Origin of the sequence: Amycolatopsis xylanica (assembly GCF_900107045.1) — a bacterium.
Taxonomy (GTDB): domain Bacteria; phylum Actinomycetota; class Actinomycetes; order Mycobacteriales; family Pseudonocardiaceae; genus Amycolatopsis; species Amycolatopsis xylanica.
In genome coordinates, this window is sequence record NZ_FNON01000002.1 from 604,020 (window position 1) to 630,155 (window position 26,136).

The window sequence follows — 26,136 nt, forward strand, 5'->3', positions numbered from 1 at the left end:
CCGCCGCCCGGTCACTCTGCTGTAGTCGGCCGCCAGGACTTTCGAAGGAGTCGTCATGCGCGGAACAGCCATGTCCAACCCAGTGGTGATCACCGTCTACCCAGAGGACATGACTCTTCGTGCACACCTTGAACTTAGGCATAGTGGCCCATGTCGACGCCGGTAAGACCAGCCTGACCGAGCGGCTACTGCACACCGCGGGCGTCATCGACGAGATCGGCAGCGTCGACGACGGCAGCACCCAGACCGATTCGCTCGCGCTGGAACGCAGGCGCGGCATCACCATCAAATCCGCCGTGGTCTCGTTCGTCGTCGACGAGGTCACGGTCAACCTGATCGACACACCCGGTCACCCGGATTTCATCGCCGAGGTGGAGCGGGTGCTCAGCGTGCTCGACGGAGCCGTGCTGGTGATCTCCGCGGTCGAGGGCGTGCAGGCGCAGACCCGCGTCCTGATGCGGACGCTACGGCGGCTGCGCATCCCCACGCTCGTCTTCGTGAACAAGACCGACCGCCGCGGCGCCGATCCCGAGCGCGTGACGCGCGAGATCGCCGCGAAACTCACCCCCGCCGCGATCCGGCACGATATGCCTTCAGCGGAAGTGCTGGCCGAGAACAGCGACACTTTCCTGGCCGCCTATCTCGGCGACGAAGTGTCAGAACACTTGCTGCACAAGGAATTCGAGACTCAAGCGAAACGGGCGCTCGTCCATCCGGTGTTCTTCGGATCGGCGATCACCGGCGCCGGAGTCACCGAGCTGATCACCGGGATCAAGCGTATGCTGCCCGGCTCCGAGTCCGATGTGGACGGACCGGTGTCCGGCACCGTGTTCAAGGTCGAGCGTGGACCGGCTGGCGAAAAGATCGCTTACGTCCGCATGTTCTCCGGGACGCTGCGGACCAGGGATCGCCTGCCTGCCGACCAGAAGGTCACCGCGATCAGCGTTTTCGAGAACGGCTCGGCCGTGCGGAGCGCGAGTGTGAGCGCCGGGCAGATCGGCAAGCTCTGGGGTCTCACCGAAGTGCGGATCGGCGACGCGATCGGCGAACCGCGCGCGGGCACCGGGCAGCACCACTTCGCGCCACCGACGCTGGAGACGGTCGTCGCCGGAGTGCGGCCGTCAGACAAGGCGGCACTACATCCCGCGCTGACCAGGCTGGCCGAGCAGGATCCGCTGATCGATCTCCGGCAAGACGAGATCAGGCAAGAGATCTCGGTTTCGCTCTACGGCGAAGTGCAGAAGGAGGTCATCCAGGCGACGCTGGCCGACGAGTTCGGCGTCGAGGTGACCTTCCGTGAGACGACCACGATCTGCGTCGAACGCCCACGCGGCTCCGGCGCGGCCTTCGAGATCATCGACAAGGAGCCGAATCCCTTCCTCGCGACCGTCGGCCTGCGTGTCGATCCGGCGCCGATCGGATCAGGCGTCGACTTCCGGCTGGAGGTCGAACTGGGCTCGATGCCGTACTCCTTCGTCAAGGCCGTCGAGGAGACGACCAAGGAGACGCTGCGGCAAGGATTACATGGCTGGCGGGTGACCGACTGCGTGGTCACGATGACGCATTCCGGTTACTGGGCGCGGCAAAGCCACTCGCACGGTACGTTCGACAAGACCATGTCGAGCACCGCCGGGGACTTCCGCAACCTCACCCCGCTGGTGCTGATGAACGCGTTGCGGGAGGCGGGGACCACGGTGTACGAGCCGATGCACCGGTTCCGCCTCGAACTGCCGCCGGACACCTTCGGCGTGGTCTCGTCGGCGCTCGCCAAGCTGCGCGCCATCCCGCTGACGCTCGGCGCGTCCGCGGTGCTGGAGGGCGAGATCCCGGCGGCCAAGGTGCACGAGCTGCAGCAGCGGCTGCCGTCGCTGACCCGGGGTGAAGGCGTGCTGGAGTCCGCGTTCGAGCGCTACCAGCCGGTGACCGGCGAGGTGCCCGAGCGGCCTCGGACCGACCACAATCCGCTCAACCGCAAGGAATACCTGCTGCAGGTGCTGCGCAGGGTAGGGGTATGACCCGAGGAGGAGACGACATGCGTGTCGGTACCAGGATCAACCGAGAAGTGGCGCCCGGCGAGGTCAAGGACCTGGCACGCCAAGCCGACGAGGCCGGGCTCGACGAGGTGTGGATCGTCGAGGACTGCTTCTACACCGGCGGCATCGCCACCGCGTCGACCGTGCTGGCGGTGACGGAAAGGATCACCGTCGGTATCGGCGTGCTGCCCACGGTCGCCCGCAACCCGGCGATCGCCGCGATGGAGATCGCCACGCTCGCCGAGCTCTACCCCGGCAGGCTCACCGTCGCGTTCGGACACGGCGTCCCGGCGTGGATGCGGCAGATCGGCGCGTACCCGAAGTCCCCGCTCGCCGCGCTGGAAGAGACGCTCGACGTGATCAAGCGGCTGCTGTCGGGCGAGCGTGTTTCGCTTGAGGGCAAGCATGTCCGGCTGGACGAGGTCGAGCTGGAGTACAAGCCTTCGGTGGTCCCGCCGCTGCTGGCGGGCGTGCGCGGGCCGAAGTCGCTCGCGGTGTCCGGCAAGAAGGCCGACGGAACGATCCTCGCGGAGCCGGCCGCGCCGGAGTACATCCGCGCGACCCGCGAGATCACCGGCAACGCGATCACCACGTACAACTGGTTCGCGCTCGACGAGGACCACGACCGCGCCCGCGAGCGCGTCCGCGCGGACGTGGCCGGCGCGCTCGGCGTGAACTCGGGACCGCACGTCCAGCCGATGCCGTTCGGCGAGGAACTGCTGGCCATCATGGAAAGCGGCGAGGACGTGGCGTCGCGGCTCCGTCCTGAGTGGATAGACCAGCTCAGCGTTTCGGGCCCGCTCGACGCTTGTGCCGAGCGAGTGCGGCAGCTGCACGAGGCCGGGAGCGAATCGGTGGTGCTGCTGCCCTTGGGCGGCGAGTCCCAAGCCGAGTCCATCGCCGCGGCCGGCAAGGTCAAGGCCCGGCTGGCCTAACGGGTCGTGAGTGGTATGGCCGGTTCTAACCGGCCATACCACTCACGACTCCATGTCTGACTTTTCGTGCGTTACGCGGTTCCGCCACCGCCGCTTTCCGGCGCTCCCTTCGGCTTCACCGCGACCTGTGGTTTCTTGATCTCAGTCACCTTGCCCGGCACGTGCAACGTGCCGGACATCTTCTTTCCCCGGCAGTCGACGGTGACCAGGTACGCGCCCGGCTTCACGTTCTTGACCGTGGCATCCCAAAACGCATATCCCGTGTACTCGTTCGTACCGGCGAATTCGACGCTGGTCAGCGCCTCGGATCTCGGCGCCCCACCGTGGTCATCGCCGATGACCACGCATTTTGGGAAGACCGAGATCAACTTTCCAGGACCGCGGGTCAGGCTGCCGCCCGGCAGCCCCAGGTCGGCGGTTTCGGCTTGGGCCGCCGGTGCGGATAGCAGAGCGACCGCACCGGCGACGAGTCCGGCGGCGATAGAGCGATGTTTCATTCCAGTCCCCTTTGGTGTCTCGCAACAGTTTTCACAGCTGGAGACGCCAAGGGGGAACACCAGTTGCGTCAGTTCCCCGGAGTCTGCCCGATAGTGCCGACGACGCCGGTGGTGACCGCGCTGAACTCGGTGACCGTGCCCGGCTTGATCCACGCCTCATACGGGTGCTCGCCAGCAACGCTCCGCGCGCCGATGAACGCGCCCGTCTTCGGGTCGATGATCAGGTCGCGGCGCTCGTGCTCGCCGTCGATGCCGAGCGCGATGCCAGTGCGGCCGTCGAGGTTCACCGCGTTCTCGACCACCTTGACGCCGTCGATCTTGGCCAGCGCGCGGTACCAGTTGCCACGCTGCTCGGCGGGCATCAAGCCGTCCTCCAGCACCTGGAGTCCGAAGTAGAACATCGCGGACGGCGTGGAACCCCGGCCCTTGGTCATTTCCTTGAGCCGCGCGAACATCTTGTCGGGATCGTTCGGCAGGTTCCGGTAGAAGGCGGGCTGGGCGGAGTCGGTCGCGTCGCCGCAGACCTTCTTCGGCTTGGCCTTCGGGAAGAAGTCGCCGCACGGGCCCTGGCGGTCGCCCTTGTCGGTGTCCATGATCGGCGGCGGTGTCGTCTCGGACTCCGGCGAGGTGCCCCCGAGCCACTTCAGCGGGCCGAGCACCTCGCGGCGCTCGAGCCACACCTGCTTCTCGTCGGCGGGGATCCAGGTCTGGTACCGCAGTTCGAGCAGATAGGTGCTGCCCTTGATCGTCTGGTCCGGCGCGTCGACGGAAACGCCCGTGCTCTGCCCTCGGGTATTCCAGACGTGCTTGTTGATGTAGCGGAACTGGCCGGGCCCGACCGGCTGGTCCACCGCGCCGACGGTCAGGTCGGCCGCCTTGTTCAGCACCTCGGCCGCTACGAGCGCCACCGGCGCCTCGGACGACGGCGCCTCCGACGACGGAGGCACCTGGGCCTGGGGAGCGGGTTCGCCGGAACGGACCTGGACGACGACGGCCGTCACGGCGAGCACCGCGGCGGCAGCGGCCGCGACAGGCAGCACCAGACGACGGCGCCGCGGCTTGAGCTGCGGGAGCGCGGCTTCGGCGTCGACGGCGGCCATCAGCTTGGCGCGGGCGTCCGAAAGCGAAGAGTAGGAGTCGCGGGCTTCGCGGTTCAGCTGGTCGAGAGCCTGGTCGAGCTCATTCACTGACGTTCTCCTCAAGAGTTTTGGCGGTCAAGAAAGCCTGGAGTTTGTGCCGCACGCGGTGCAGCCGGGAGCGCACGGTGCTGGCGGGGATGCCGAGTGCCTCGGCGACCTCGGCCGGTTCGAGCCCGGCCCACGAGGTCAGCAGGAGCACGTCGCGCTCGGTTTCGCTGAGCGCGGCCAGCTCACCGGCGAGCCTGCGCAGGCGGGTGGCGGCGTCGACCCGTTCGGCCACTCTGGCGTCGTGGCTCTCGGCCGGTGCTTCTTCGCCGACGACCTTGGCCGTGATCTGGTAGCCGCGCACCTCGTGCCGGACGTGGTTGCGGAGCAGATTGGTCGCGATCCCGTACAGCCAGCCGCGGATGGGCGCCTGCGTCGGGTCGTAGCTCGCGCGTCTTCGCAACGCGACCAGAAAGGTCTCCGCGACGAGATCGTCCGCCACGTGCTCGCCGACCCGGCCCGCGAGGTAGCCGCGTAACGGCCTCGCGTACTCGTCGAAGAGCCGCGCGAAGGACTCCTTCGGGTCCTCCGCGGCGAGGTCTGGCCGGTCACCCGGGGCATCAACCCTGCGCTCGATGATTCCTGTCACGGTACTGCTTGTCAGTTCCCGCCGCCGCGTCCCCGATTTCCGCTTGATCGAGATCCATCCCACAACCAGGCCGTTCGCGGCGAATACGGAGGCTCGCTCAGAACAACACCAGTCATGAGCAAGCGAACGGCAATGCTCCTTTCCGGACTGTGCGTCGGCGCGATCGTCGCGATGTTCGCGTTCATCTATTCGACGCGCGGGCCGGTGCAGGCGTCGGTGTCCATGCCGCTGGAAACCAGCGTCACGGGGGTCGCCCCATCGGAGCCCACGGAGGAGCCTGCTCCGGAGCCGGAACCGAGCCCGACGCCGTCACCGACACCGTCGAGCAAGGCCACTACCTCCTCCACGAAGCTTTCCGGCCAGGTGCCGGGCGGGCAGGTCGGCGCGATGGTCTACGACCGGGCGGAGAACAAGGCACTGCTCGCCGAGCACGCGGACACGGTCTTCACCACCGCGTCACTGGTGAAACTGCTGATCGCGTTCGACGCACTGGACAAGGGCACCTCGTCGAACGCGACCGTCACGCAGATGCTTTCGCGCAGCGACGACAACATCGCGAGCAGTCTGTGGGTGGCGAACGGCGGACAGTCCATCGTCACCCGCTGGGCGGCCAGAATGGGCCTCGCCCGCACGAAACCGCCGACGGATCCCGGTCACTGGGGCAGCACCCGCACCACCGCGTCCGACATGGTGAAGGTCTACCGATATCTGATGGAGAAGGCATCAGACGGCATCCGCTCGGTCGTCGTGACCGCGCTGCGGAAGGCGACCAAGGCGGGCGCGGACGGATTCGACCAGTATTTCGGCATCCCGAATGGGATCGACAAGCCGTGGGCGGTGAAGCAGGGCTGGTCCTGTTGCGATCCGACGCGCAATCTCCACACGACCGGCCTAGTGGGTGAAGAGGACCGCTACATCGTGGTCATTCTGACTTCACGACCCAGTTCGGTGTCGTGGGCGGCCGGATCGAGGCAGGTCACGGCCGCGGCCCAAGCGGTGGAAGAGTTGTTGAACTAGGTCCAACAACGGTACGCGCACATACGATCGTACTAAACGATCATATAGGACGTGTGTACACTCGCCAGAGTGGCGAAGAACATGAACGTACTCGTTTCGGGCGCGAGCATCGCCGGGCCCGCATTGGCTTACTGGCTCCACCGCTACGGCTTCGAAGCGACGGTCGTGGAGCAGGCTCCCGAGATCCGCGATGGCGGATACGCGGTCGATCTGCGGGGCACCGCGGTCGAGGTGACCAAGCGAATGGGCCTCTTCGACACCATCAAAGAACAGGGCACCGGCGTCGACGGCATCTCCTACGTCGACATCAACAACAAGGTGAAAGGCAGCCTGGGCAAGGACTTCCTCGGCGGATCCGGTGTGGTCGCCGAGGTCGAGATCCTGCACGGCGACCTCAGCCGCATCCTGTACGACGCCACGAAGGACTACACCGAATACGTTTTCGGCGACTCGATCACGTCGCTCACCGAAACCGCCGACGGTGTCGAGGTCACTTTCGAACGCGGCGAGCCACGCACCTTCGACTACGTGTTCGGCGCCGACGGGCTGCATTCCAACGTCCGCGCGCTGACCTTCGGCGACGAGTCGCGGTTCATTCACCACCTCGGCTACTACATGGCCATCTTCACCACGGAAAACCACCTGAACCTCGACCACTGGGAATGCTTCTACAACATGCCGGGCAAAGCCGCAGGCATGCAGAGCGCCCGTGGCAACTCCGAGGCGATGGCGATGTTCCACTGGAGCTCCGACCCGCTGTTCTACGACCGGCACGACATCGAGCAGCAGAAGAAGATCCTGCTCGACGTCTTCTCCGGCGAAGGCTGGGAAATCCCGAGGCTGCTGAAAGCGCTGCCCGACGCGCCCGATTTCTTCTTCGACTCGATCGCCCAGGTCAAGATGAACGACTGGGCGAAGGGCCGGATCGCGCTGGTCGGCGACGCCGCGCACAGCTCGTCCGTGCTGTCCGGAATGGCGACGAGCATGGCGCTGGTCGGCGCGTACATCGTCGTCGGCGAACTGCAGGCACATCTCGACGATCACCAGACGGCGTTCAAGAATTACCGCGAAGACATGCGTGAATACGTCGAGCTGAACCACAAGATCGGCGCCGGAAACGCGACCGGCCTGATGCCGAAGACGAATTTCGGGATCTGGCGGCGCAATTTCCTCGTCCGGATGATGCCTTACATTCCCGGCAAGGAGAAATTCCTCGGCGCTTACGAAAAAGCAGCGAACGCCGCGGTGCTCAAGGACTACTGATCGGTCGCCACGAGCGCGCCCTTCGCGCCCGTCTGCGGCAGCGGCCACGGCTTGACCTCGCCGCTGACCGTGACCTTGCGGGCGCCGGCGAAGCGCGGGGTCGCACTCTTGGACCCGATCCAGGTGAGCACGTCGGGCAGCTGCGACTTGAAGGTGTTCATGTTGTGCCCGGCGTCCGGGATGATCCAGGACGTGAACGTCGTCGGCGACAGCGCGGCCTTGTTCATCCGCTGGATCGAGGCGACCTCGTTGCCTTCCTTGTCGCCCGCGATCGCGAGCAGATCGACCGGTGACGGGTGCTTCGCGAGGTTGATCGAGACGTTGTTCGCGTCCGCGATGTCCTTGCGGCCCTTGAAGATGTCGGTGGTCTCGGCGTCGATCCACGCGGCGTCGTAGCCGCTGACGCTGGCCGCGATCCCGAACCACTGCGGGTGCCTGGTGACCAGGTTGAGCGCGCAGTAGCCGCCGGAGGACCAGCCAGCGATCGCCCAGGATTTGCGGTCGGGGTTGACCTTCAGCGTCTTGAGCGCCCAGGCGCGGATGTCGGCCGTGAGGTAGGTGTCGTTCGCGGCGCCGTTGACCTCGTCGACGCATTCGGTGTCGTGGCCGACCTTCGGCACGCCGGTCGGGTCGGGGATGATCACCACGCTCGGCGGCAGCAGCTTCTTGCCGATCGCGGCGTCGAGCTGCTCGAACAGCTTGTACCCGCTGCCCGCGACCTCGGGGCCGGACGGGTAGTTCGGGATCCACTCGATCACCGGGAAGGTGAAGCCCTCGTAGGCGGGGTCGTAGTACTGCGGCGGGATGTAGAGGTTCACGTCGCGCGTGAGACCGGTGCGCTCGCCGAGCACGGTGAGATGGAAGGTCGAGCCGAGCCCCTTGGCGCCGCGGTCGCGGTTGTAGTCCTTCATCTGCTCGAGGCCGCCGCCGTTGAGGCCACCCTCACCATTGGTGCCCTCGCCCGCCGGGTTCGAGGTGCCGATGAGCGCGCCGAGCGTCGGGAAGAAGCCGCCGATCATGTTGCCGCCGAGCGCCATCGAAAGAACGACGAGCAGGACGGCGGTGACTGTGGTCACGCTGCGGCCGGTGCGGCGCCATTTCCAGGAATCCCAGAACCAGGGCACGGCGATCACGGCGAGCAATGCCAGAACGGCCACCAAGATCAAACCGAACGTGGAGTCCAGTCTGATATCGCTCGCGTGCATTCCGATCCCTTCCGGGTTAGCCATCTTTCTTTTCGCCGTGCAAGAAGACGCGCGGGTACTTGATGATGTTGACAGCTTGTGATTCGAGTCACATTCCCAGTAGGCGGGGTGGTCCGCCTGGCGGCCACGATACCCGTCGGGTCTCCGGCGGCCGCCGCCCAGGCAGTTAACATGGCGCCAACTAGTTGAAAGCTGAAGCACGGAGATCGCGATGACGGATCACGACGAGGCGCTGCGAGCCATCGGGAGCAGCCTCGACCGGCCGTCCGCGGCCCGCATCTACGACTACTTCATCGGCGGCACCACCAACTACGCGATCGACCGCGAGTTCGCCGAGAAGGTACGCCGCCGTCTCCCGCTCATGGGCGACTACTGCATGACCAGCCGCCAGTTCCTCGGCCGCGCGGTCCGCCGCTGCGCCGAGCTCGGCATCCGCCAGTTCGTCGACATCGGCTCCGGCCTCCCGACCACCGGCAACGTCCACGAGGTCGCCGACGAGGCCCGCCCCGAGGAGGACACCCACGTCCTCTACATCGACAACGAGCCGATCGCGCTCGCCCACTCCCAGGTCCTGCTCGCCGACACGGCCGACCCCGACCGCCACCACGCGATCGCCGCCGACTTCCTCCAGCCAGAGGACCTCTGGGAACGCGTCCGCGAGTCCGAGATCATCAACCTCCGCGAGCCCGTCGCGCTGGTGATCAACGCGGTCATGCACTTCATCAAGGACTCCGAGGACCCCGACGCGGTCCTCGCCTACTACCGCCAGCGCCTCGCGCCCGGCTCCCTGCTGGTCCTCTCCCAGATGACCAACGAGAACCCGGTCAACGACGACGAGCGCCAGGCGTTGCTCGACCTCCTCGAGTACTACGAGACCACGACCAACCCCGGCGTCCTGCGCACGATGACCGAGTTCAGCCGCTTCTTCGGCGACTGGCCCCTCCTCCCACCCGGCCTCGTCTACGCCCCGGCCTGGCACCCCGACTCGGCCACCCTCTTCACCCGCTCCCCCTCGGAGTCCCGCGTAATCGGCGGCATAGCCCAAAAACCCGCCTGACCCAGCTCTCGAAAGCCCGAAAGTGGCTTTCGTCAGATCCAATCCCCCGAAAGCCACTTTTGTCAGATGCGACCTGACGAAAGTCACTTTCGGGCTTTTACGAGTGGCAGGTCAGGAGGCGGTGAGCAGGGGGGATAGGGCGGTCAGGACTGAGGTGCGGCCCAGGTCGACGGCTCGGCGGAGTACGGCGGGGTCGCGCTCGATCGGGCCGATGGTCGGGGCGTCCAGGGGTGGGCGGACCGAGAAGAGGCGGGGGTCGGAGGCGAGCGTCTGGGCGTCGGCGATGTCGCGGGCGTGCTGGGTGCGCCAGGCGGCCAAGGTGCCGGGGGCGTAGCGGCGGAGGAAGCGCGGGACCACCACGTCCTGGACGCGAGGCGGGGGCAGCGGGAGTTCGTCGGCACGGCGGGTGCGCAGGACCAAGACGTGGGTCGCGCCCTGGGACAAGGCCGTGCGGAACGGGATGGGCTCGGTGACGCCCGCGTCGACGAAGCGGCGGCCGCCGAGTGGGATCGGCGGGCCCGCGAGGACCGGCATGCATGAGGTCGCGGCGAGTGCGAGCTTGACCGTGTCGACGTCGACCACGAAGGGGTGCAGGTCGGTCGACTCGCCGGTGTCGGCGTCGGTCGCCAGCGGGTGGAACTCGACCGGGTTGGCCAGGATCGCCGGGAAGTCCATCGGCTCCAGCCTCGAGTAGACCTGGTGGACCAGGAAATCCAGGTCGATCACCGCACGTCCGCGCAAGGGGTGCAGCGGGTTCATGATCCGGCGCATCACGTCGGGGTTCCACCAGGAACGGACGCCGGTCACGGAGCGGCCGCACAGCAGCCAGGCGGCGTTCAACGCGCCGGCGGACGAGCCGTAGACGGCGTCGAACGCGGGCAGCAGGCCGAGTTCTTCGAGCGCGAGCACCATGCCGCTGGAGTACGTCCCGCGGCTGCTGCCACCCTCGATGGCCAGCGCAACACGGGCCGAATCGGCGCGCTGACCTGGGGTGCTGCGCGTCGCCAGCCGGGCAGCGAGCAGCCGAAGTACTTCGTGCATACAACTATTATGAACGATTTAGTGATAGGCGTCTCGTTGCAGTGCAACTAGTTGCATATCAGACTCGGACCATGGCGTTGGAGCACGCGATACTGGTGTCGCTGTCCGAGCGGTCCGGCTCGGGCTATGAGCTGACGCGCCGGTTCGAGAAGTCGATCGGGCTTTGGTGGAGCGCCACCCACCAGCAGATCTATCGCGTGCTCAAGCGCATGGAGGAAGCAGGCTGGATCGTCGTCGACCACGTCGAGCAGTCCGGCAAACCCGACAAGAAGGTCTACACCGTCAGCGAAGACGGCGCCGAGGTCATGAAGCGGTGGCTCGCCGAGCCTGATCCCGGCGCGGGCCCTCGCGAACTCGCCGTCAAGATCCGCGGCGCCGCGCTCGGCGACGTCGCCGCGGTCGCCGAAGAAGTCGCGCGCCACCGCGACACGCACGCCGAGCAGCTCGACGTCTACCGCCAGATCGAGAAGCGCGACTTCCCGGCGCCGGCTGACCTCAGTGGACAGTCATTGCACCAGTATCTGGTGCTGCGCGGGGGAATCCGCACCGAGTCCGGTTTCGTCGAGTGGCTTGACGAAGTTCTCGAAGCGCTCCGGAAGGGCACCTCATGAGCCAGTACCCGAACCTGCTCTCGCCACTCGACCTCGGCTTCACCAGCCTGCGCAACCGCGTGATCATGGGCTCGATGCACACCGGCCTCGAGGACAAGGAGAAGGACTTCCCGCGTCTCGCCGAGTACTACGCCGAACGCGCGCGCGGTGGCGTCGGGCTGATCATCACCGGCGGCTTCGCGCCGAACCGCACCGGCTGGCTGCTGCCGTTCGCCTCGAAGCTCAGCACGAAGTCGGAAGCCGGGGCGCACAGGCAGCTCACCGCTCCCGTGCACGAGGCAGGCGGCAAGATCGCGCTGCAGATCCTGCACGCCGGGCGCTACGCGTACAACCCGTTCAGCGTCTCCGCGTCGAGCATCAAGGCACCGATCAACCCGTTCAAGCCGCGCGCGCTGACCGGATACGGTGTGCGGCAACAGATCCGCGCGTTCGCCGACTGCGCCGCGCTCGCGAAGGAAGCGGGCTACGACGGCGTCGAGATCATGGGCTCCGAGGGCTACTTCATCAACCAGTTCCTCGCCGAACGCACCAACAAGCGCACCGACGAGTGGGGCGGCTCGCCCGAGAAGCGCCGCCGGATCGCCGTCGAGATCGTCCGCCGCACCCGTGAGAAGGTCGGCCCCGATTTCATCATCATCTACCGGCTCAGCATGCTCGACCTCGTCGAAGGCGGCCAGAGCTGGGAAGACGTCGTCGCGCTCGCGAAGGAAGTCGAAGCCGCGGGCGCGACGATCATCAACACCGGCATCGGCTGGCACGAGGCTCGCGTGCCGACGATCGTCACCTCGGTGCCGCGCGCCGCGTTCACCTGGGTCACCGGCAAGCTGAAGCCGCACGTCGGCATCCCGGTGGTCACCTCGAACCGGATCAACATGCCCGAGGTCGCCGAAGAGGCGCTGACCAGCGGCAACGCGGACCTCGTCTCGATGGCCCGCCCCTTCCTCGCCGACCCCGAGTGGATCCTCAAGGCAGGCAGCGGGCGCGAGGACGAGATCAACACCTGCATCGCCTGCAACCAGGCCTGCCTGGACCACGCCTTCAAGAAGAAGACCGTGTCCTGCCTGGTGAATCCCCGCGCCGGCCACGAGACCCTGCTGAAACTGACCCCGACCCGCCGCGTCAAGCGGGTGGCCGTCGTCGGCGCCGGGCCCGCCGGACTCGCCGCTGCGACGAGTCTCGGCGCACGCGGCCACGACGTCGAGCTGTTCGAGGCGGACAGCGAGATCGGCGGCCAGTTCGGCATCGCGCGCAAGATACCCGGCAAGGAAGAGTTCGCCGAGACGATCCGTTACTACGCCAGGCAAATCGAGCTTTCCGGCGTCAAACTGCACCTCAACACCCGGGTCACCGCGGCCGATCTGGTCGACGCCGGCTTCGACGAGGTCGTGCTCGCCACCGGCGTCACCCCGCGCATCCCGTCGATCCCCGGCGTGGACCACGCCAAGGTGCTGTCCTATGTGGACGTCGTCAAGCACGGCAAGCCGGTCGGCGACAAGGTCGCGGTCATCGGCGCGGGCGGGATCGGTGTCGACGTCAGCGAGTTCTTGACGCACAAGGATTCCCCGGCGCTCGACCTCGACGCCTGGATGACCGAATGGGGCGTCACCGACCCGGAGACCGCCATCGGCGGCCTCACCAAGCCGAAGCCGGAACCGTCACCGCGTCAGGTTTTCCTCCTGCAGCGCAAGACTTCCGGCATCGGCGCCGGACTCGGCAAGACCAGCGGCTGGGTGCACCGCGCCGCGCTGAAGGCCAAGCGGGTCGAGCAGATCAAGGGCGTCCGCTACGACAAGATCGACGACGATGGCCTGCACATCACCGCCGACGAGAAGTCGCGCGTGCTCGACGTGGACACGGTCGTGATCTGCGCCGGCCAGGAGCCGCAACGAGAACTCGCCGACGAGTTGCGTGCCGCCGGGCTCACCGTGCACCTGATCGGCGGCGCCGACGTGGCCGCCGAGCTGGACGCCAAGCGCGCGATCAACCAGGGCGTCCGGCTAGCCGCTGATCTCTAGGAAGTTCAGGCGCCGGGTTTCGGCGGACGTGCCGTCCGCCACCCGGTCGTCGAACCAGGCGGCCAGCGCACGCCAGTAGTCGGCGCGACGGCAGAAGTCCTCGGGCAGCGGGGTGCTGTCCAAGGACTTCACCGCGGCCACGAGCTGGTCGAGCCGGTGGTCGCAGCCCATGATGTACTCGGGCGCGACCTTGTTGCTGTTGATGGGTTTCTCCAGCGGGACGCCGAGGAGACCACGATGCTGCAACGCCAGCAGGTCCTCGGTGTACGCCGGGAACCCGGCCACCTTCCCGGCATAGCCCGACTCGACGGACCACCGCCGGTAGGCGCAGATGGCCTGGAATCGCGTGTACCAGTCCTGCCTGCTGACCGCCAGATCACGCAGTTGCCGCCAGACGTCACTGTCGATCGCGCGCCACTCGTCGACGGTCCGGTCGTCCGGGGCCGGGCCGTTGCCGCGTGCTTGGGTATGCCAGAACCGCGCCCGGCAGCTCGCGATGTCGAAGATCAGCTGCCGCAGGTAACTCGCCTGCTGCCACACATGCGCGCGGTGCGGGCGCAGCGGTGCTGGCCGATCCGGCGCGAACGTGACCATCTCGAACACGCGGAACAACTCGTGCCCGCGCAGCGCGACGAGGTCGGGATCCTCGTCCATCACCCAGGATCGGCGCCCGGCCAACCGTCCACTGTGGCTCACGGTCGCCGCGTGGTACAGCTCCCGCACGGCGCTGCGCGCGACCTGGTCTCGCGCGCTGCCTGCCAGATGCGGGTTGAGCGCCTTGCGCCGCATGTCCGCCTGCCCGCGCGGGCCGACCTTCATCAGCGCCACCGCGTAGACGCTGGCCGCGTTGTAGCACTCGGCCCAGGAACTGCGGTGCCCCGAACCCTGGACGACCTCGGTCAGCGCCTTGGGGTCCGGCGGCCAGGTGCCCGCCGGGAAAACGTTGGGCGGCAACAGTTTCGGCTTCGGTTCCGGGTAGACCTGCCGCGGTCGCGGGACCGCGCCGGTGAGCGGATCGACGTCGGCCATCGCACGCCGCAACACCACCCAGGCGAGACACAGCCGCAGCGCGCGGTTGGTCAGCAGCGACCAGCTGTGCCGATAGCGCCGCCAGAAATGGTGGTAATCCTCGATCAGCCGCTCGATCTCGTACTGCGACAACGCGCACAGGTACGACCGGAGTTCGGCGGCGCGATCGTCGTACAGCTTCTTTTCGGCCCTGGTCGCGGTCGGGACCACGAGTTCCTCGATCGGCGCGCGCAGCAGCCTGTCGTGCAGCGCTTTCCGTTCCGACCGCGAAATCCATTGTGGACAGGTACGGATGTCCAGCTCGACATACCGCTCGAACCGCAACCGCAGCGCGGCCCGCAGTTCCGCGCGCTGGCTGATCCTGGCGTCGTACATGGAATCGGCGCCACGACGCGGCTTGCGCACCCACCACGAGTTGGCGATCGAGTCACCATGCCCGAGCACCAGCGCGTGCCGGTATCTGGCCAACAGCAACGCGACCTCTTGATGCTTCGCCATTCCGCGCGGCTGCCGCTCGAAGTCACGGCCGATCCACCAGCGCGCGAGCTTCGGCCTGCCGCGGCTGCAGATGGTGATCACGTCGTCGTAGGTCGCCAGCGCGTCCAGGTGCAGGTCGAGTTGTTCTTGCAGCGACGCGATCTCAAGTCTGATGTAGACGTTCGACGGGTCGAGGGTGAGCGCGCGGTAGTACTCGGCGAGCGCCTCGTCGTACCGGTTGTGCTCGACGAAGTAGTTGGAGCGCTGGTAGGCGTCGAACAGCTCCCACGGGATCTTCGCGTCGCGCCAAGCCGCCCAGTGGATGTTCTTGCGGACGTAAGCACTGCGCGGGATGACCAGCGCGGCCACGGCGTTCGCGGCCTGGTGCAGCACCCGTGGCCAGTTGTCGTCCTCGATCACCAGCGGACTGGCCGCGAACCGCGGCATCCTCACCAGCTCGAGGATCAGCTGGTAGCGGCCGTTGACGTTGCCGGGCCGGACCGTGCCGCTGATCTGGAACGCGGCGGGCGGCTGCACGAGCTTGATGAGCTTCGTGACGACCTTCCACCAGCCGTCCGCGGACTCGCCGGCGGTCTCGACGATCTGGATGAAGTCGTACGAGCCGCCGACCCCCGGCACCGGCGTCGGGTCGTACAGCCGGGACTCGTTGAGGATGCGCTTGAACGCCGCGGTCAGCTCGACGGCCGAGTCGACCTCGCGGTCGTGACTGCCGTCGGGCCGCTCGTCGGCGAACACCTTGATGTCGATCTGGTTCGCCCGGTACGCGGCGCCTTCGAGCCTGGCCTTGCCGATGTAATAGAGCGTCAGCACCGCGGAGATGACCACGATCGCGGTCTGCAGGACGGCCCAGCTGATGACCGTGGGGACCTTCGTGTTCTTGACGAAGGCCGAGTTCTGGAACACGTCGAGATAGGGCACCACGGTGAACGTCGCCGCGATCAGCCCGGCCAGCACCGCCGCCAGCCACCACCGGATCCGGTGAGCCTTGGGCAGGTCGGCATGGTCGAAATCGGAATCCAGCCGTCTGCGCACGCGAGTTTCACCCCCTCGAACGGTCTACAGAGTACTCGCTCAGGGGAAGCGGTTTGTTACTCGTCGTGATTTAACCGGTACGACTCGGTTTCCCCGCCTTCACTGTTTTGCTTGCCGCGGCGCGGGGCATGCAAAGGAGTAACTTGTTCCAGCGAGGTGAAAACATGCTGAACTCCACCCGGCCGATCGGGTTCGTACCGGTGACAGACCTCTCGAAGGCGCGCGAGTTCTACGCCGGGACCTTGGGTTTCGACCTCGAGGACGAGAGCCCGTTCGCGGTCGTGGTGCGGTGCGGCACAACGATGATCCGCGCCACGAAGGTCGAAGAGTTCACCCCGCAGCCGTTCACCGTGCTGGGCTGGCAGGTCGACGACATCGACGAAGCGGTCGACACGCTCAGGGCGCAGGAGGTCGAATTCCTGTTCTTTTACGGGCTGGACCAGAGTTCGCACGGGGTGTGGACCACGCCGGAGGGCGATCGCGTCGCCTGGTTCAAGGACCCGTTCGGGAACACGCTCTCGCTGTCGCAGTTCGTCTGATCAGCGGCTTGGAATTACACAACGCTGTTGATTTAATGGCCTCATGACCGCTGAGCTACTGGCCGAACTGACCGCGCAGGAAGAGCGCCTGCGCTTCCGGCGGTTCGACAACGAAACCGCCATCGACCTGGGCCTTCACCTGCTGGCCGCCGCGAAAGCCGACAACCTGCCCCTGACGATCTCCGTCCGCCGCGGGCAGCAGCGCCTGTTCCACGCGTCGCTGCCCGGGACGTCCGCGGACAACGACGCGTGGATCGACCGCAAGAGCCGCGTGGTCGACCGCTACGGCCACAGCTCCTTCCACGTCGGCACCTCGTTCAGGTCCCGCGGCAAGACCTTCGAGGCGGACTCCCGGCTCGACCAGGACCTGTACGCCGCGCACGGCGGCGTCTTCCCGGTGATCGTCGAGAACGTCGGCATGGTCGGCACCGTGGGCGTTTCCGGCCTGCCACAGGCCGAAGACCACGCCTTCGTCGTCCGCGCGCTCGAAGAGTTCCTGGGCAAAACGGGATAAAGCGGGCTTTATCCCGGGTGCTTTTCCCGGGATAAAGCCCGCTTTATCCCGTTCCTAGAGTGAGCGTTGCGGCCGGTTCTAACCGGCCGCATCACTCACGACCACGACGGCCTGCGCGGCCGTCCCGTCGATGGTCAGCGAGGGCGCCAAAGTCGCCTCGGCCAGGTCCACGACCTGGATGGTCCCGTGGCCCGCGTGCGAGAGATAGAACCGGGTCCGGCCTGGGTCGGTCGTGCCCGCGGTGAACTCGCCGGTCAGATCGAGGGTCACGGCCTGCTTGCCCACCTCGGTGTCGAAGACGACCACCTTGCCGCGCCGGTCGAGCGAGTGCACGAACCGCCCGTCCGCGCCGACGGCCAGCGCGGTCGCACCGTCGCCGTGGTACTCGAGGTAGTCGACCGCGGTGAGCTTCTCGGTGCCGACGGGCACCAGGAAGTCGGCGTGCCCGGACTCGGTGGTGATGTTGCCGGTGACGAACAGCCGCCCGCCGTCCGGCGCGATCGCCAGCGCGTGGCTGAGGTGCAGCAGGTTCCCGCCCCTGCCGAAGGTCACCTGCGCGACGACCGCGCATTCGGCCGTGTCGATCGCGACGATCCGGCTGACCCCGGAGCACAGCACGTAAAGCGTCCCGCCATCCGGGCTGAACACCGCGCTGGTCGGGTTGAGCACGCCGGCGATGTCCGCGACGGCCTTCGTCCCGGTGTCGAGCAGGCTGACCGTCTGCCGCGTCGTGTGCAGGACGGCGACCAGCGAACCGGTCGCGTTCACCGCGAGCCCGCCGGACGGCTGCTTGGTGTCGCCCGCCTTCGACTCCGCGAGCGTCGAGGTGTTCAACTCGGCGACGACCCCGTCGAGCCCGAGCGCGAAAACCCGTTTGCCATCAGCGGAAACCGCCAGGTTCCCGGCGCCGCCGACCGGGCGGTGTGCGAGCTGGACCGGCCCGGACACCGTGGCACCACTGGAAAGTTCATGCACCGTCACCCCGGCACCGGCCTGCGACCACAGATGCGCGCCGGACGGAACCACCGAACTGGGGACCCCCACCTTGTACCTCCCGATCACGAGAAAGCCGTCGTCCTCTGACCTTTCAGCTCTAGTGACATCGGCACAACCCACCGACGGCTTGACGATCTCGGCAGGACAAGATCTTCACGATTCTTCGCGCACCCGCGTGACCAGCTGCGTCGGGTTGACGAACCGCAACGCGATCAGCAGCAGTACGAGCATCGACGCCGTGTAGATCGTCGCCATCGCGTCGACCTGCTGGTTCGCCCTGATGCCCGCGCCGAACACCGAGTTGTACAAGGCCACGACCAGCGTCGTCGAATCCGGCCCGGCCACCAGGAAAGTCAGCTCGAACATCCCGACCGTCCTGACCAGCACCAAGATCGCCGCGGCCAGGATCCCCGGCAGCAGCAACGGACCGAGGATCCGGGTGAACACCGAAAGCGTGCGTGCGCCGCTCATCCGCGCGGCCGCTTCGATCTTGGGGTCGATCTGCTCGATGAACGGCGTCATGGTCAGCACCACGAACGGGATCGACGGCACCAGGTTCGCCAGAACCACGCCGGTCATCGTGCCCGCGATGTGGAACTTGTAGAGCACGGTCGCCAGCGGGATGCCGTAGGTGATCGGCGGGATCAGGATCGGCAGCACGAACAGCAGCATCACCAGCTGCTTACCGAGGAACGACCGCCGCGCCAGCGCGTACGCCGCCGGAACGCCGACCAGCACCGAGATCACGATGACCGAGATCGCGACCGTGCCGGTGGTGAACAGCACCTGCGACAGCCCGAACTCGCGCCACGCGTCGCCGTACCAGTGCGTGGTGAACCCCTCCGGCAGCCAGGTGCCGAACCACTTGGTGCCGAACGAGTCGATCACCACCGACAGCACGAGGCCGATCAGGTTGACGAAGAAGAACGCCACGATGGCCCAGACGACCCAACGTCCAGGACGCGCGACCCAACCACTCTTGGCGGAACTCATCCCTTGCCTCCGGTCGCGCCGCGGTAGAGGGTGGTCCGCCAGATCAGCACCAGGCCGATGACCAGCAGCATGATCACCGCCATGATCATCGCGATGGTCGAGCCCATCGAGAAGTTGTACTCCTCGAAGGCGGCGTGATACGCGGCGATCGAGATCACCCGGGTGGTGCCGGACGGGTCACCGACCAGGTTCGCCGACGGGAACACCGAGAACGCCATCACGAACGAAAGGCAGAAGGTGATCGCCAGCCCCGGCGCGAGCAGCGGCATGGTGATCTTGCGGAACCGCTGCCCCCAGCTCGCGCCGAGCGTCGCCGCCGCGCGCTCCAGCGTCGGGTCGATGCCGGACAGGTAGGACAGCGTGAGCAGGAACGCGAACGGGAACCCGGTGATCACCAGCGACAGCAGCACGCCGGTGTAGTTGTGGATCAGCGGCAACGGCTCGTCGCTGATCCCGAGCGACGACAGCACCTTGTTCAGCCAGCCGGCTGGCCCGGTGTAGGTGATCAGGCCCTGCGCGGTGAGCACCGTGCCGAGCGTGATCGGCACGACCAGGATGGTGGTCAGCGTGCGCTTACCGCGCATCTTGCCGCGCATGACGTACGCGATCGGGATGCTCGCGAGCACGTTGATCAGCGTCGCGGGCAGCGCGATCCACAACGTCGTCCACATCGTGTTGCGCAGGTACGGGTCGCGGAAGAACTCGGCGTAGTTCGAGAACGGGCCGCCCTTCTTCGGTGTGAAGGAAAGCTGCAGCCCGTACAGGAACGGGTAGAGGAACAGCGCCACCGCGAAGACCACGCCCGGCACGAGCAGCAGGAGCACGCGGTCGATCCCGCGCTCAGCCAGCCGGTGCCGCAGCGACGGCTTCGCTGCCACAGCCGCCTCAGCCACGACGGCCGTCACGGCTCGAACACCAGCACCCGCTCGGCGGGCACGCTGATCTTCGCCGAGTCACCCGGCGCGAGCCGCTTGTCCGTGCGGAAGTACACCGGCTCCCCGCCGGGCAGCCGCGCGGACACCGAGAGCTCGCGCCCGTGGTACTCGACGATCTCGACCGTGACGTCGATGCTGTTCGCCGTGACGTCACCGACCACGAAGTCCTCTGGCCTGATGGCCGCGACGGCCTGCCCACTGGCCAGGCCGTCGCGGCTGGTGCCGGACAACCGCACCCCGTTGCCCTCGACCACCACCCCGGAGCCGCTCGCGCCGGTGATCTCCAGCGCGAGCATGTTGCGGTAACCCATGAACGAGGCGACATAACCGTTCACGGGCTGCGCGTACACCTCCTCCGGGGTGCCGATCTGCTGCACCTCGCCATCGCGAAGCACGACCAGCCTGTCGGCGAGCGACAAGGCCTCCTCCTGGTCGTGCGTCACGTACACCGTGGTCAGCCCCAGCGTCTGGTGCAGACGCCGGATCTCCATCCGCATCTCTAGCCGCAGCTTCGCGTCCAAATTGGACAGTGGCTCGTCCATCAGCACCACCGGCGGCTCCAGCACCACCGCGCGCGCGATCGCGACGCGCTGCTGCTGGCCGCCGGAGAGCTGACCGGGGAACTTCGACGCGTGGTCGGTGAGCTGCACCAGCCGCAGCGCCTCGTCGACGCGGCGGGTGATGTCGGCCTTGGCGACCTTGTGCATCTTGAGCCCGAACGCGATGTTCGCGCGCACCGACATATGCGGGAACAACGCGTAGTTCTGGAACACCATGCCGAACCCGCGCTGCTCCGGCGGCAGGCCGTCGATGCGCTTGTCGTCGATCCAGATACTGCCGCCGGTCAGCGGCATCAGCCCGGCGAGGCAGTTCAGCGCCGTCGACTTACCGCACCCGGACGGTCCGAGCAGGGCGACGAACTCCTGGCCGGAGATGGTCAGGTCGAGCCCCTTCAGCGCGTTGGCCGAGCCGAAGCTGCGGCTCACACCCTCGAGCCGGAGTTCGGAGAAACCCTTATCGGACATCAGGAATCACTTTCCGCCCTTGCCGGCGCCGACGAGCTTGTTCCACTTGTCGAAGGCCTTGACCTGCTGTGACGCGGGCAGCGAAGGCTGCTTCGGGTACTTCGCGATCCACTCTTCGTACTCGGGACGCCCGAACTGCTTGATGGTGTCCTGGCTCTTCTGCGGCGCCATCTCGATCTTGACGTCCTTGACGGCAGGGCCGGGGTAGAAGTAGCCGTCGTCGAACGCGATCGCCTGCTGGTCCGGCTGCAGCATCCACTTGACCAGCGCGAGGATCGCCGAGGTCTGGTCCGGCGAAAGTCCCTTGGGGATCAGCGCATACTGCGCGTCGGTCACCCAGGTCATCGGCTGCATGACGCCGGTCTTGACGGTGTTCGGGACGGTGCCGAGCTTGCGCGGGTTGATGTCCCAGCCGGTGGTCGACATGACCATGTCCACCGAGCCGGAGGCGAGGTTCTTCATGACCTCGGTGGTGCCGGACGGGTAGTACTTCACGTACTTGCCCAGCTCCTGCAGGAACGCCCAGGTCTTGTCCCAGCCCGCCTCGGGGTCCTTCGGGTCCTTGTCGCCGAGCAGGTACGGCAGGCCCATCAGGAAGGTGCGGCCGGGGCCGGAGTTGGCCGGGTTCGCGTACTGGAACTTCTCCGGGTGCGCCTTCGCCCAGGCCAGCAGCTCGTCAGGCGAAGCGGGCGAGGCAGGCACGGCGGCCGGGTTGAACTCCAGCAGCGGGCCGGACGGGTAGTAGACGACCTCGATGCCGTAGCCGTCGGCCAGCTCCTGCATCTTGGCCGCGGGCTCCTGGTAGTTCTGCATCAGGTTCGGGAACCGGCTCTCGAAGTCCGGCAGCACCTTGGCGAGCACGTTGTTCGAGATGCCTGCGGACAGCCCGTCGGTGCCGCTGAGCACGAGGTGCGTCTGCGCGACGCCGCCGTCCTGCTCGGCCTTGAGCTTGCCCGCCATCTGCGGCGCGGGCGCGGTCGTGTAGTTGACCTTGCTGATGATGTCCGGGTGCGCGGTCTTGAAGTTCTCGATCATCTGCTTGGTGAGCTGCAGATTGCCCGCGATGTCGAGGATGTTGAGTTCGACCGGCTTGCTCGGCTTGTCCGGGACCGCCTTCGAGTCGGCAGGCTGCGGCGCGTCCCCGCCGGGAGCGCCGCAAGCCGCCGTTAGGCCCGCGACCAGCCCTATCGCCACCAGCGCAGTCCGGATCCGCGAGCCACTGCGACGTTGCATGGCCACTCCCTTGTCCATGGTAATGTTGTATGTCGCATCGTATATCAGATCGGACATGCCAGTGGCGAGAACTTCTTCGTTCCGGAGGGCTTCTCCACCGATCTCACGCACCGACTTCGTCCGCGACGCCATCAAGGAATCGATCTTGAGCGGCGAGCTCGCCCCTGGCGAGACACTGGTGGAAAGCGAGATCGGCGCGCAGCTCGGAGTGTCGAAGACCCCGGTGCGCGAGGCGTTGCGGCTGCTGGCCGGTTCCGGACTGGTCACGATGAGCACGTACAAGGGGGCCTCCGTCCGCGTCATCGACGCCGAAGTCGCGTACGCCGTCTACGACCTGCGCGCGATGCTGGAGCCGGAAGCCGTGCGCCGCGCTGTCGAAAACGGCGCCGACTTCAGCGAGGCACGCCACGTACTCGGCGAGGTCGCCTCCGGCACCGGCGCGGCCGACCGCGCGCACGCCAGCCAGACCAACCGGCTGTTCCACCGCGCGCTGTACGCGGAGTGCGGAAACCCGCTGATGGTCGAGATCCTCGACGGCCTGCGCGACCAGGCCGCGCTGATCACGGTCACCGGCTGGGGCATCAGCCCCACCTGGAAGGGCGAGGCCGCCGAGCACCTCGCGATCCTCAACGCCGCCGAGCAGGGAAACGCGAAGCAGGCCGAGCACCTGCTGCGCAAGCACATAACGGATTTCATCGACCGGGTCGCCTTCGAGCTTCCGGGCGAGCGGGCTGGTGACGACAAGGGAGTGCGATGAGCTTCGCAGTGCAGATCAGGCGGCTTTCCGGCGTGGTCGCCATCCCGGTGACCCCCTTCGACGACCAAGGAGCGGTCGAGCCGGAGACCTACGCCAAGCTGGTGGACCGCCTGGTCGCAGGTGGCATCGAGGTGATCACGCCCAACGGCAACACCGGCGAGTTCTACGCGCTCGACGAGCAGGAAGCCCGGTCCTGCCTGGAGATCACCGTCAAGGCCGTCGACGGCAGGGCGTCCGTGCTCGCGGGCGTCGGCCATGACGTGACCACCGCGGTGCGCGCGGCCCAGCACGCGGCCTCCTGCGGCGCCGACATGATCATGATCCACCAGCCGGTGCACCCGTACGTCTCGGCCGACGGCTGGGTCGAGTACCACCGCGCGATCGCCGCCGCTGTCCCCGAGCTCGGCGTCGTGCTCTACGTCCGCAACCCGGCGACCACCGGCGCCCAGCTCGCGCGGCTCGGCGAGGTGGCGCCGAACGTCATCGGCATCAAGTACGCGGTGCCCGACGTGGTCCGCTTCGCCTCGGTCGCCCGCGACGCGGGCTTCGACCGCTTCGTCTGGGTGGCGGGCCTCGCCGAGCTCTACGCGCCGGGGTACTTCGCGGCCGGGGCGACCGGCTTCACTTCCGGGCTGGTCAACGTCGACCCGGAGATCTCACTGAGCATGCTCCGCTCGCTGCACTCCGGCGACTACCCGGCCGCGATGTCCGTCTGGGAGAAGATCCGCCGCTTCGAGGAGATGCGCGCGGCCAACGGGAACGCGAACAACGTCAGCGTCGTCAAGGACGCGCTCGCGCACCTCGGCCTGTGCCGCCCGGACGTCCGCCCGCCGAGCCGCCTGCTCACCGGCGACGAACGCGAGCAGCTGTTCGGCCTGCTGACCTCATGGGGTCTTTCGGCCTAGCCCGTCCAGGATGTCGAGGTACCTCGCCTGGCTCGCCGCGTTGGAGACGTGCCCGGTGTCGAGGTCGAACACGCGGAACCTGTTGCGCGGGGTCGCTTTGTCGGCCTCGCGGATCATCCGGTCCTGCAAGGGAAGCGGCACCAGCCGGTCCTTCAGGTGCCTGATGTAGACCCGCGGCACGCGGCCCCAGGTCGAGAGCCTGCCTCGCGCGTCCGTCGCGCCCTTGGTCAGCAGCTCGTCGGGGGCCACGCTGTTGAGGAACGCGAAGAACTCCGCGTCGGTGCCGTCCGCCATGAGCGCGCTCTTGAGGTCCGCGAGCTGCTTCGGGTCGGCGGTCCGCCAGTTCGAGCGCGAGGCACCGATCATGGCCGGGTCCCCGACGGCGATGCCCAAGAGCGCCAACGCCTCGGTCGTGGCGGCCTCCGGCGTGGCCATGTACTCGTCCGGGGTCGCCAGGTCGACGCAGCAGAACGCCGTGTCGTAGACGAGCAGGTCGATCAGGTGCGGCACCTCGTTCGCGATGAGGCTGATCGTCGCGCCGCCGATGCTCGCGCCGACCAGCACGACCGGCCCGAACCGCGCGGCACGCCGCACGACCTCGACGGTCGCGCGGATCTGATCGGCGTAGGTCACCCCGGCCAGCGGCGACCGCTCGGCCGCGAACGCCGCGAGGTCCTGCGGCGCCTGATACGAGAGCCGGAACTGGGCGTCCGTGGTCCGCTGCCCCGGCAGGTCGACGCCGACACAGCGATGCCCGCGCAGCACGAGTTCGTTCGGGATACCGGCCGAGCCGTTGGCGCCCGCGGCGAACACGAAGGTCGGCACGCGACGGTCAGGAGTGGCCTGCGCGGTGCCGGCGGCCGCCAGCGAAAGAGCCCCGGTCAGCAGCGCGGCACGTCGGGTGTGTTCGATCATGCGCCCAGTGAACCGGCGGGCGTGGTTGCGCCGACAGCCGCGAACGTTGCCGCGGCCGTCGACGAAAGTTGCTCAGGAGTACTGGTAGAACCCGCGACCGGTCTTCTTGCCGAGCAGCCCGGCGTCGACCATGCGCAGCAGCAGCGGCGGCGACGAGTACAGCGGCTCCTTGAACTCCGCGTACATCGAGTCCGCGATGGCCTTGACCGTGTCGAGGCCGATGAGGTCGGACAACCGCAGCGGGCCCATCGGGTGCGCGGTGCCGAGCTCCATGCCGCGGTCGATGTCCTCGGCGGACGCGAACCCGGACTCGATCATCCGGATCGCCGACAGCAGGTACGGCACGAGCAGCGAGTTCACGATGAACCCGGCCCGGTCCTGCGAGCGGATCACCGTCTTGCCGAGCGCGCCGGTCGCGTGGCCCTCGGCGCGCTTGATCGTGTCGTCGCCGGTGAGCAGCGACGGGACCAGCTCGACCAGCGGCAGCACCGGCACCGGGTTGAAGAAGTGGATGCCGACGACCTGCTGCGGACGGCTGGTGGCCATGCCGAGCTTCATGATCGGGATGGACGACGTGTTCGAGGCGAACACGGCGTCCTCGCGCTGGACGATCTTGTCGAGCTGGCGGAAGACGTCGACCTTGGCCTGCTCCTGCTCGAGGATGGCCTCGATGACCAGGTCACGATCGGCGAACGACTCCAGCTCGGTGGTGAAGTGCAGCCTGCCGAGCGCGGCTTCGGCGTCCTCGGCGGACACCTTGCCGTTCTTGACGCCGCGCTGCAGCGACTTTTCGATGCGAGCCCGCCCGGCGTCGAGCGCGGGCTGGCTCACCTCGGTGACGGTCACATCCAGACCGGCCTTGGCGTGCACCTCGGCGATGCCCGAGCCCATCAGGCCCGCGCCGATCACGCCTACCCGTTGGATGTCTGCCACGGTCTCTCCCTTGCCTTATGACGGCGAAGACGGACAGCACGAGACACGCGAGGGTCGGCCTGAGCCTGCCCTCGCGTGTTCAACGTGGTCAACGACGGTAGTCGTCGTACCCGTCGTCTGAGTACGGGTCGTCCTCGCCGTCTTGTTTGTCCTCGCGGTGGTCATCCGAGGAACTACTGGACAGCTCGCGCTGCAAAGCGTCGAAGTCGGTCTCATGGGAGCTGTACTTGAGCTCCCTAGCCACCTTCGTCTGCTTAGCCTTAGCCCGGCCGCGCCCCATGGCTCGACCCCCTCGCACAGGGGCGGGGCGGCCGGGGGAAATCGGCGGCCCCGCATCTCTCGACAACTATTTCCTGCGGACAACATACCGTGTCCCGGGGGTGCG

At 67.3% G+C, this 26,136-nt stretch carries 25 protein-coding genes; 11 read left to right on the forward strand and 14 right to left on the reverse strand.

Translation table 11 applies throughout. The features are described from left to right. The first annotated feature begins 119 nt into the window (after positions 1 to 119). Entirely contained in the window at positions 120 to 2,015 is a 1,896-nt protein-coding gene (locus BLV57_RS10585; protein ID WP_091288457.1) for an elongation factor G, read from the forward strand. 17 nt (positions 2,016 to 2,032) lie between these two features. Continuing rightward, positions 2,033 to 2,968: an LLM class flavin-dependent oxidoreductase gene (locus BLV57_RS10590; RefSeq protein WP_091288458.1), complete on the forward strand. Its 936-nt coding sequence runs from the start codon at positions 2,033 to 2,035 to the stop codon at positions 2,966 to 2,968. Positions 2,969 to 3,039: 71 nt separating this feature from the next. Here the strand turns inward: BLV57_RS10590 and BLV57_RS10595 are convergent, their stop codons facing one another. The 3 genes from BLV57_RS10595 to BLV57_RS10605 all read right to left on the reverse strand — a co-directional run bounded on the left by BLV57_RS10595 (position 3,040) and on the right by BLV57_RS10605 (position 5,238). Continuing rightward, complete coding sequence (locus BLV57_RS10595; protein WP_091288459.1) at positions 3,040 to 3,465, reverse strand: hypothetical protein; 426 nt, start codon at positions 3,463 to 3,465, stop codon at positions 3,040 to 3,042. 68 nt (positions 3,466 to 3,533) lie between these two features. Then, positions 3,534 to 4,652, reverse strand: coding sequence for a CU044_5270 family protein (locus tag BLV57_RS10600; RefSeq protein ID WP_245757255.1), 1,119 nt, complete (start codon positions 4,650 to 4,652; stop codon positions 3,534 to 3,536). Then, entirely contained in the window at positions 4,645 to 5,238 is a 594-nt protein-coding gene (locus BLV57_RS10605) for an RNA polymerase sigma factor (RefSeq protein ID WP_091288460.1), read from the reverse strand. The genes BLV57_RS10600 and BLV57_RS10605 overlap by 8 nt, the downstream gene beginning before the upstream one ends. Before the next feature lie 114 nt (positions 5,239 to 5,352). On the opposite strand from BLV57_RS10605, the gene BLV57_RS10610 reads away from it, so the two are divergent. Beyond that, complete coding sequence (locus tag BLV57_RS10610) at positions 5,353 to 6,255, forward strand: serine hydrolase (RefSeq protein WP_143047025.1); 903 nt, start codon at positions 5,353 to 5,355, stop codon at positions 6,253 to 6,255. Between the two features lie 69 nt (positions 6,256 to 6,324). Beyond that, entirely contained in the window at positions 6,325 to 7,518 is a 1,194-nt protein-coding gene (locus BLV57_RS10615; RefSeq protein ID WP_091288462.1) for an FAD-dependent monooxygenase, read from the forward strand. Here the strand turns inward: BLV57_RS10615 and BLV57_RS10620 are convergent. Further along, positions 7,512 to 8,675 (reverse strand): alpha/beta hydrolase, encoded by a 1,164-nt coding sequence (locus BLV57_RS10620; protein WP_245757302.1) that lies wholly within the window; start codon positions 8,673 to 8,675, stop codon positions 7,512 to 7,514. The genes BLV57_RS10615 and BLV57_RS10620 overlap by 7 nt on opposite strands. A gap of 259 nt (positions 8,676 to 8,934) precedes the next feature. Between BLV57_RS10620 and BLV57_RS10625 the strand changes: the two genes are divergently transcribed. After that, the gene (locus BLV57_RS10625; protein WP_091288464.1) at positions 8,935 to 9,780 is read left to right on the forward strand and encodes an SAM-dependent methyltransferase; all 846 of its coding nucleotides are present in this window, start codon (positions 8,935 to 8,937) and stop codon (positions 9,778 to 9,780) included. A gap of 111 nt (positions 9,781 to 9,891) precedes the next feature. Here BLV57_RS10625 and BLV57_RS10630 read toward each other — a convergent pair whose 3' ends face one another. Continuing rightward, positions 9,892 to 10,821, reverse strand: a complete 930-nt coding sequence (locus BLV57_RS10630) for a patatin-like phospholipase family protein (RefSeq protein ID WP_091288465.1) — start codon at positions 10,819 to 10,821, stop codon at positions 9,892 to 9,894. 71 nt (positions 10,822 to 10,892) lie between these two features. On the opposite strand from BLV57_RS10630, the gene BLV57_RS10635 reads away from it, so the two are divergent. Continuing rightward, positions 10,893 to 11,432 (forward strand): PadR family transcriptional regulator, encoded by a 540-nt coding sequence (locus BLV57_RS10635; RefSeq protein ID WP_091288466.1) that lies wholly within the window; start codon positions 10,893 to 10,895, stop codon positions 11,430 to 11,432. Next, positions 11,429 to 13,447: an NADPH-dependent 2,4-dienoyl-CoA reductase gene (locus BLV57_RS10640; protein ID WP_091288467.1), complete on the forward strand. Its 2,019-nt coding sequence runs from the start codon at positions 11,429 to 11,431 to the stop codon at positions 13,445 to 13,447. Before BLV57_RS10635 ends, BLV57_RS10640 begins: the two co-directional genes overlap by 4 nt. On the opposite strand, the gene BLV57_RS10645 is transcribed toward BLV57_RS10640, so the two are convergent. Beyond that, positions 13,430 to 16,006, reverse strand: a complete 2,577-nt coding sequence (locus BLV57_RS10645) for a tetratricopeptide repeat protein (protein ID WP_091288468.1) — start codon at positions 16,004 to 16,006, stop codon at positions 13,430 to 13,432. The genes BLV57_RS10640 and BLV57_RS10645 overlap by 18 nt on opposite strands. Positions 16,007 to 16,170: 164 nt before the next feature. Here BLV57_RS10645 and BLV57_RS10650 point away from each other — a divergent pair, with 164 nt between their 5' ends. Together BLV57_RS10650 and BLV57_RS10655 are read left to right on the forward strand one after the other, a co-directional pair. Then, on the forward strand, positions 16,171 to 16,545 hold the full coding sequence (locus BLV57_RS10650) for a VOC family protein (RefSeq protein ID WP_091288469.1): 375 nt from the start codon (positions 16,171 to 16,173) through the stop codon (positions 16,543 to 16,545). Positions 16,546 to 16,588: 43 nt separating this feature from the next. Next, a complete protein-coding gene (locus tag BLV57_RS10655) occupies positions 16,589 to 17,059 on the forward strand; it encodes a heme-degrading domain-containing protein (protein ID WP_091288470.1) in 471 nt (156 codons plus the stop codon). Positions 17,060 to 17,137: 78 nt separating this feature from the next. Here BLV57_RS10655 and BLV57_RS10660 read toward each other — a convergent pair whose 3' ends face one another. The 5 genes from BLV57_RS10660 to BLV57_RS10680 form a co-directional block, all read right to left on the reverse strand. Beyond that, a complete protein-coding gene (locus BLV57_RS10660) occupies positions 17,138 to 18,103 on the reverse strand; it encodes a YncE family protein (protein ID WP_143047026.1) in 966 nt (321 codons plus the stop codon). A gap of 105 nt (positions 18,104 to 18,208) precedes the next feature. After that, positions 18,209 to 19,048 carry an ABC transporter permease gene (locus tag BLV57_RS10665; RefSeq protein ID WP_091288472.1) on the reverse strand — a complete coding sequence of 280 codons (840 nt, stop codon included), beginning with the start codon at positions 19,046 to 19,048 and terminating at the stop codon, positions 18,209 to 18,211. Then, positions 19,045 to 19,953 carry an ABC transporter permease gene (locus BLV57_RS10670; RefSeq protein ID WP_245757256.1) on the reverse strand — a complete coding sequence of 303 codons (909 nt, stop codon included), beginning with the start codon at positions 19,951 to 19,953 and terminating at the stop codon, positions 19,045 to 19,047. Before BLV57_RS10670 ends, BLV57_RS10665 begins: the two co-directional genes overlap by 4 nt. Further along, on the reverse strand, positions 19,950 to 21,008 hold the full coding sequence (locus tag BLV57_RS10675) for an ABC transporter ATP-binding protein (RefSeq protein WP_091288473.1): 1,059 nt from the start codon (positions 21,006 to 21,008) through the stop codon (positions 19,950 to 19,952). Before BLV57_RS10675 ends, BLV57_RS10670 begins: the two co-directional genes overlap by 4 nt. 6 nt (positions 21,009 to 21,014) lie before the next feature. Continuing rightward, positions 21,015 to 22,241, reverse strand: a complete 1,227-nt coding sequence (locus BLV57_RS10680) for an extracellular solute-binding protein (protein ID WP_091288474.1) — start codon at positions 22,239 to 22,241, stop codon at positions 21,015 to 21,017. Positions 22,242 to 22,302: 61 nt separating this feature from the next. On the opposite strand from BLV57_RS10680, the gene BLV57_RS10685 reads away from it, so the two are divergent. After that, complete coding sequence (locus tag BLV57_RS10685) at positions 22,303 to 22,998, forward strand: GntR family transcriptional regulator (protein ID WP_091288475.1); 696 nt, start codon at positions 22,303 to 22,305, stop codon at positions 22,996 to 22,998. After that, positions 22,995 to 23,903: a dihydrodipicolinate synthase family protein gene (locus tag BLV57_RS10690; protein ID WP_091288476.1), complete on the forward strand. Its 909-nt coding sequence runs from the start codon at positions 22,995 to 22,997 to the stop codon at positions 23,901 to 23,903. The genes BLV57_RS10685 and BLV57_RS10690 overlap by 4 nt, the downstream gene beginning before the upstream one ends. On the opposite strand, the gene BLV57_RS10695 is transcribed toward BLV57_RS10690, so the two are convergent. The 3 genes from BLV57_RS10695 to BLV57_RS10705 form a co-directional block, all read right to left on the reverse strand. After that, positions 23,883 to 24,818 (reverse strand): alpha/beta fold hydrolase, encoded by a 936-nt coding sequence (locus BLV57_RS10695; protein ID WP_091288477.1) that lies wholly within the window; start codon positions 24,816 to 24,818, stop codon positions 23,883 to 23,885. The genes BLV57_RS10690 and BLV57_RS10695 overlap by 21 nt on opposite strands. Positions 24,819 to 24,890: 72 nt before the next feature. Then, positions 24,891 to 25,751, reverse strand: a complete 861-nt coding sequence (locus BLV57_RS10700) for a 3-hydroxybutyryl-CoA dehydrogenase (protein WP_091288478.1) — start codon at positions 25,749 to 25,751, stop codon at positions 24,891 to 24,893. A gap of 88 nt (positions 25,752 to 25,839) precedes the next feature. Next, positions 25,840 to 26,031 (reverse strand): DUF3073 domain-containing protein, encoded by a 192-nt coding sequence (locus tag BLV57_RS10705; RefSeq protein WP_091288479.1) that lies wholly within the window; start codon positions 26,029 to 26,031, stop codon positions 25,840 to 25,842. Between the last annotated feature and the right edge of the window lie 105 nt (positions 26,032 to 26,136).

Bases quoted from the DNA above. Each gene is read 5' to 3' on its own strand.
- BLV57_RS10590 (WP_091288458.1), top strand. From the start codon at position 2,033: ATGCGTGTCGGTACCAGGATCAACCGAGAAGTGGCGCCCGGCGAGGTC.
- BLV57_RS10595 (WP_091288459.1), bottom strand. From the start codon at position 3,465: ATGAAACATCGCTCTATCGCCGCCGGACTCGTCGCCGGTGCGGTCGCT.
- BLV57_RS10610 (WP_143047025.1), top strand. From the start codon at position 5,353: ATGAGCAAGCGAACGGCAATGCTCCTTTCCGGACTGTGCGTCGGCGCG.
- BLV57_RS10625 (WP_091288464.1), top strand. From the start codon at position 8,935: ATGACGGATCACGACGAGGCGCTGCGAGCCATCGGGAGCAGCCTCGAC.
- BLV57_RS10630 (WP_091288465.1), bottom strand. From the start codon at position 10,821: ATGCACGAAGTACTTCGGCTGCTCGCTGCCCGGCTGGCGACGCGCAGC.
- BLV57_RS10635 (WP_091288466.1), top strand. From the start codon at position 10,893: ATGGCGTTGGAGCACGCGATACTGGTGTCGCTGTCCGAGCGGTCCGGC.
- BLV57_RS10640 (WP_091288467.1), top strand. From the start codon at position 11,429: ATGAGCCAGTACCCGAACCTGCTCTCGCCACTCGACCTCGGCTTCACC.
- BLV57_RS10650 (WP_091288469.1), top strand. From the start codon at position 16,171: ATGCTGAACTCCACCCGGCCGATCGGGTTCGTACCGGTGACAGACCTC.
- BLV57_RS10655 (WP_091288470.1), top strand. From the start codon at position 16,589: ATGACCGCTGAGCTACTGGCCGAACTGACCGCGCAGGAAGAGCGCCTG.
- BLV57_RS10665 (WP_091288472.1), bottom strand. From the start codon at position 19,048: ATGAGTTCCGCCAAGAGTGGTTGGGTCGCGCGTCCTGGACGTTGGGTC.
- BLV57_RS10675 (WP_091288473.1), bottom strand. From the start codon at position 21,008: ATGTCCGATAAGGGTTTCTCCGAACTCCGGCTCGAGGGTGTGAGCCGC.
- BLV57_RS10680 (WP_091288474.1), bottom strand. From the start codon at position 22,241: ATGCAACGTCGCAGTGGCTCGCGGATCCGGACTGCGCTGGTGGCGATA.
- BLV57_RS10690 (WP_091288476.1), top strand. From the start codon at position 22,995: ATGAGCTTCGCAGTGCAGATCAGGCGGCTTTCCGGCGTGGTCGCCATC.
- BLV57_RS10695 (WP_091288477.1), bottom strand. From the start codon at position 24,818: ATGATCGAACACACCCGACGTGCCGCGCTGCTGACCGGGGCTCTTTCG.
- BLV57_RS10705 (WP_091288479.1), bottom strand. From the start codon at position 26,031: ATGGGGCGCGGCCGGGCTAAGGCTAAGCAGACGAAGGTGGCTAGGGAG.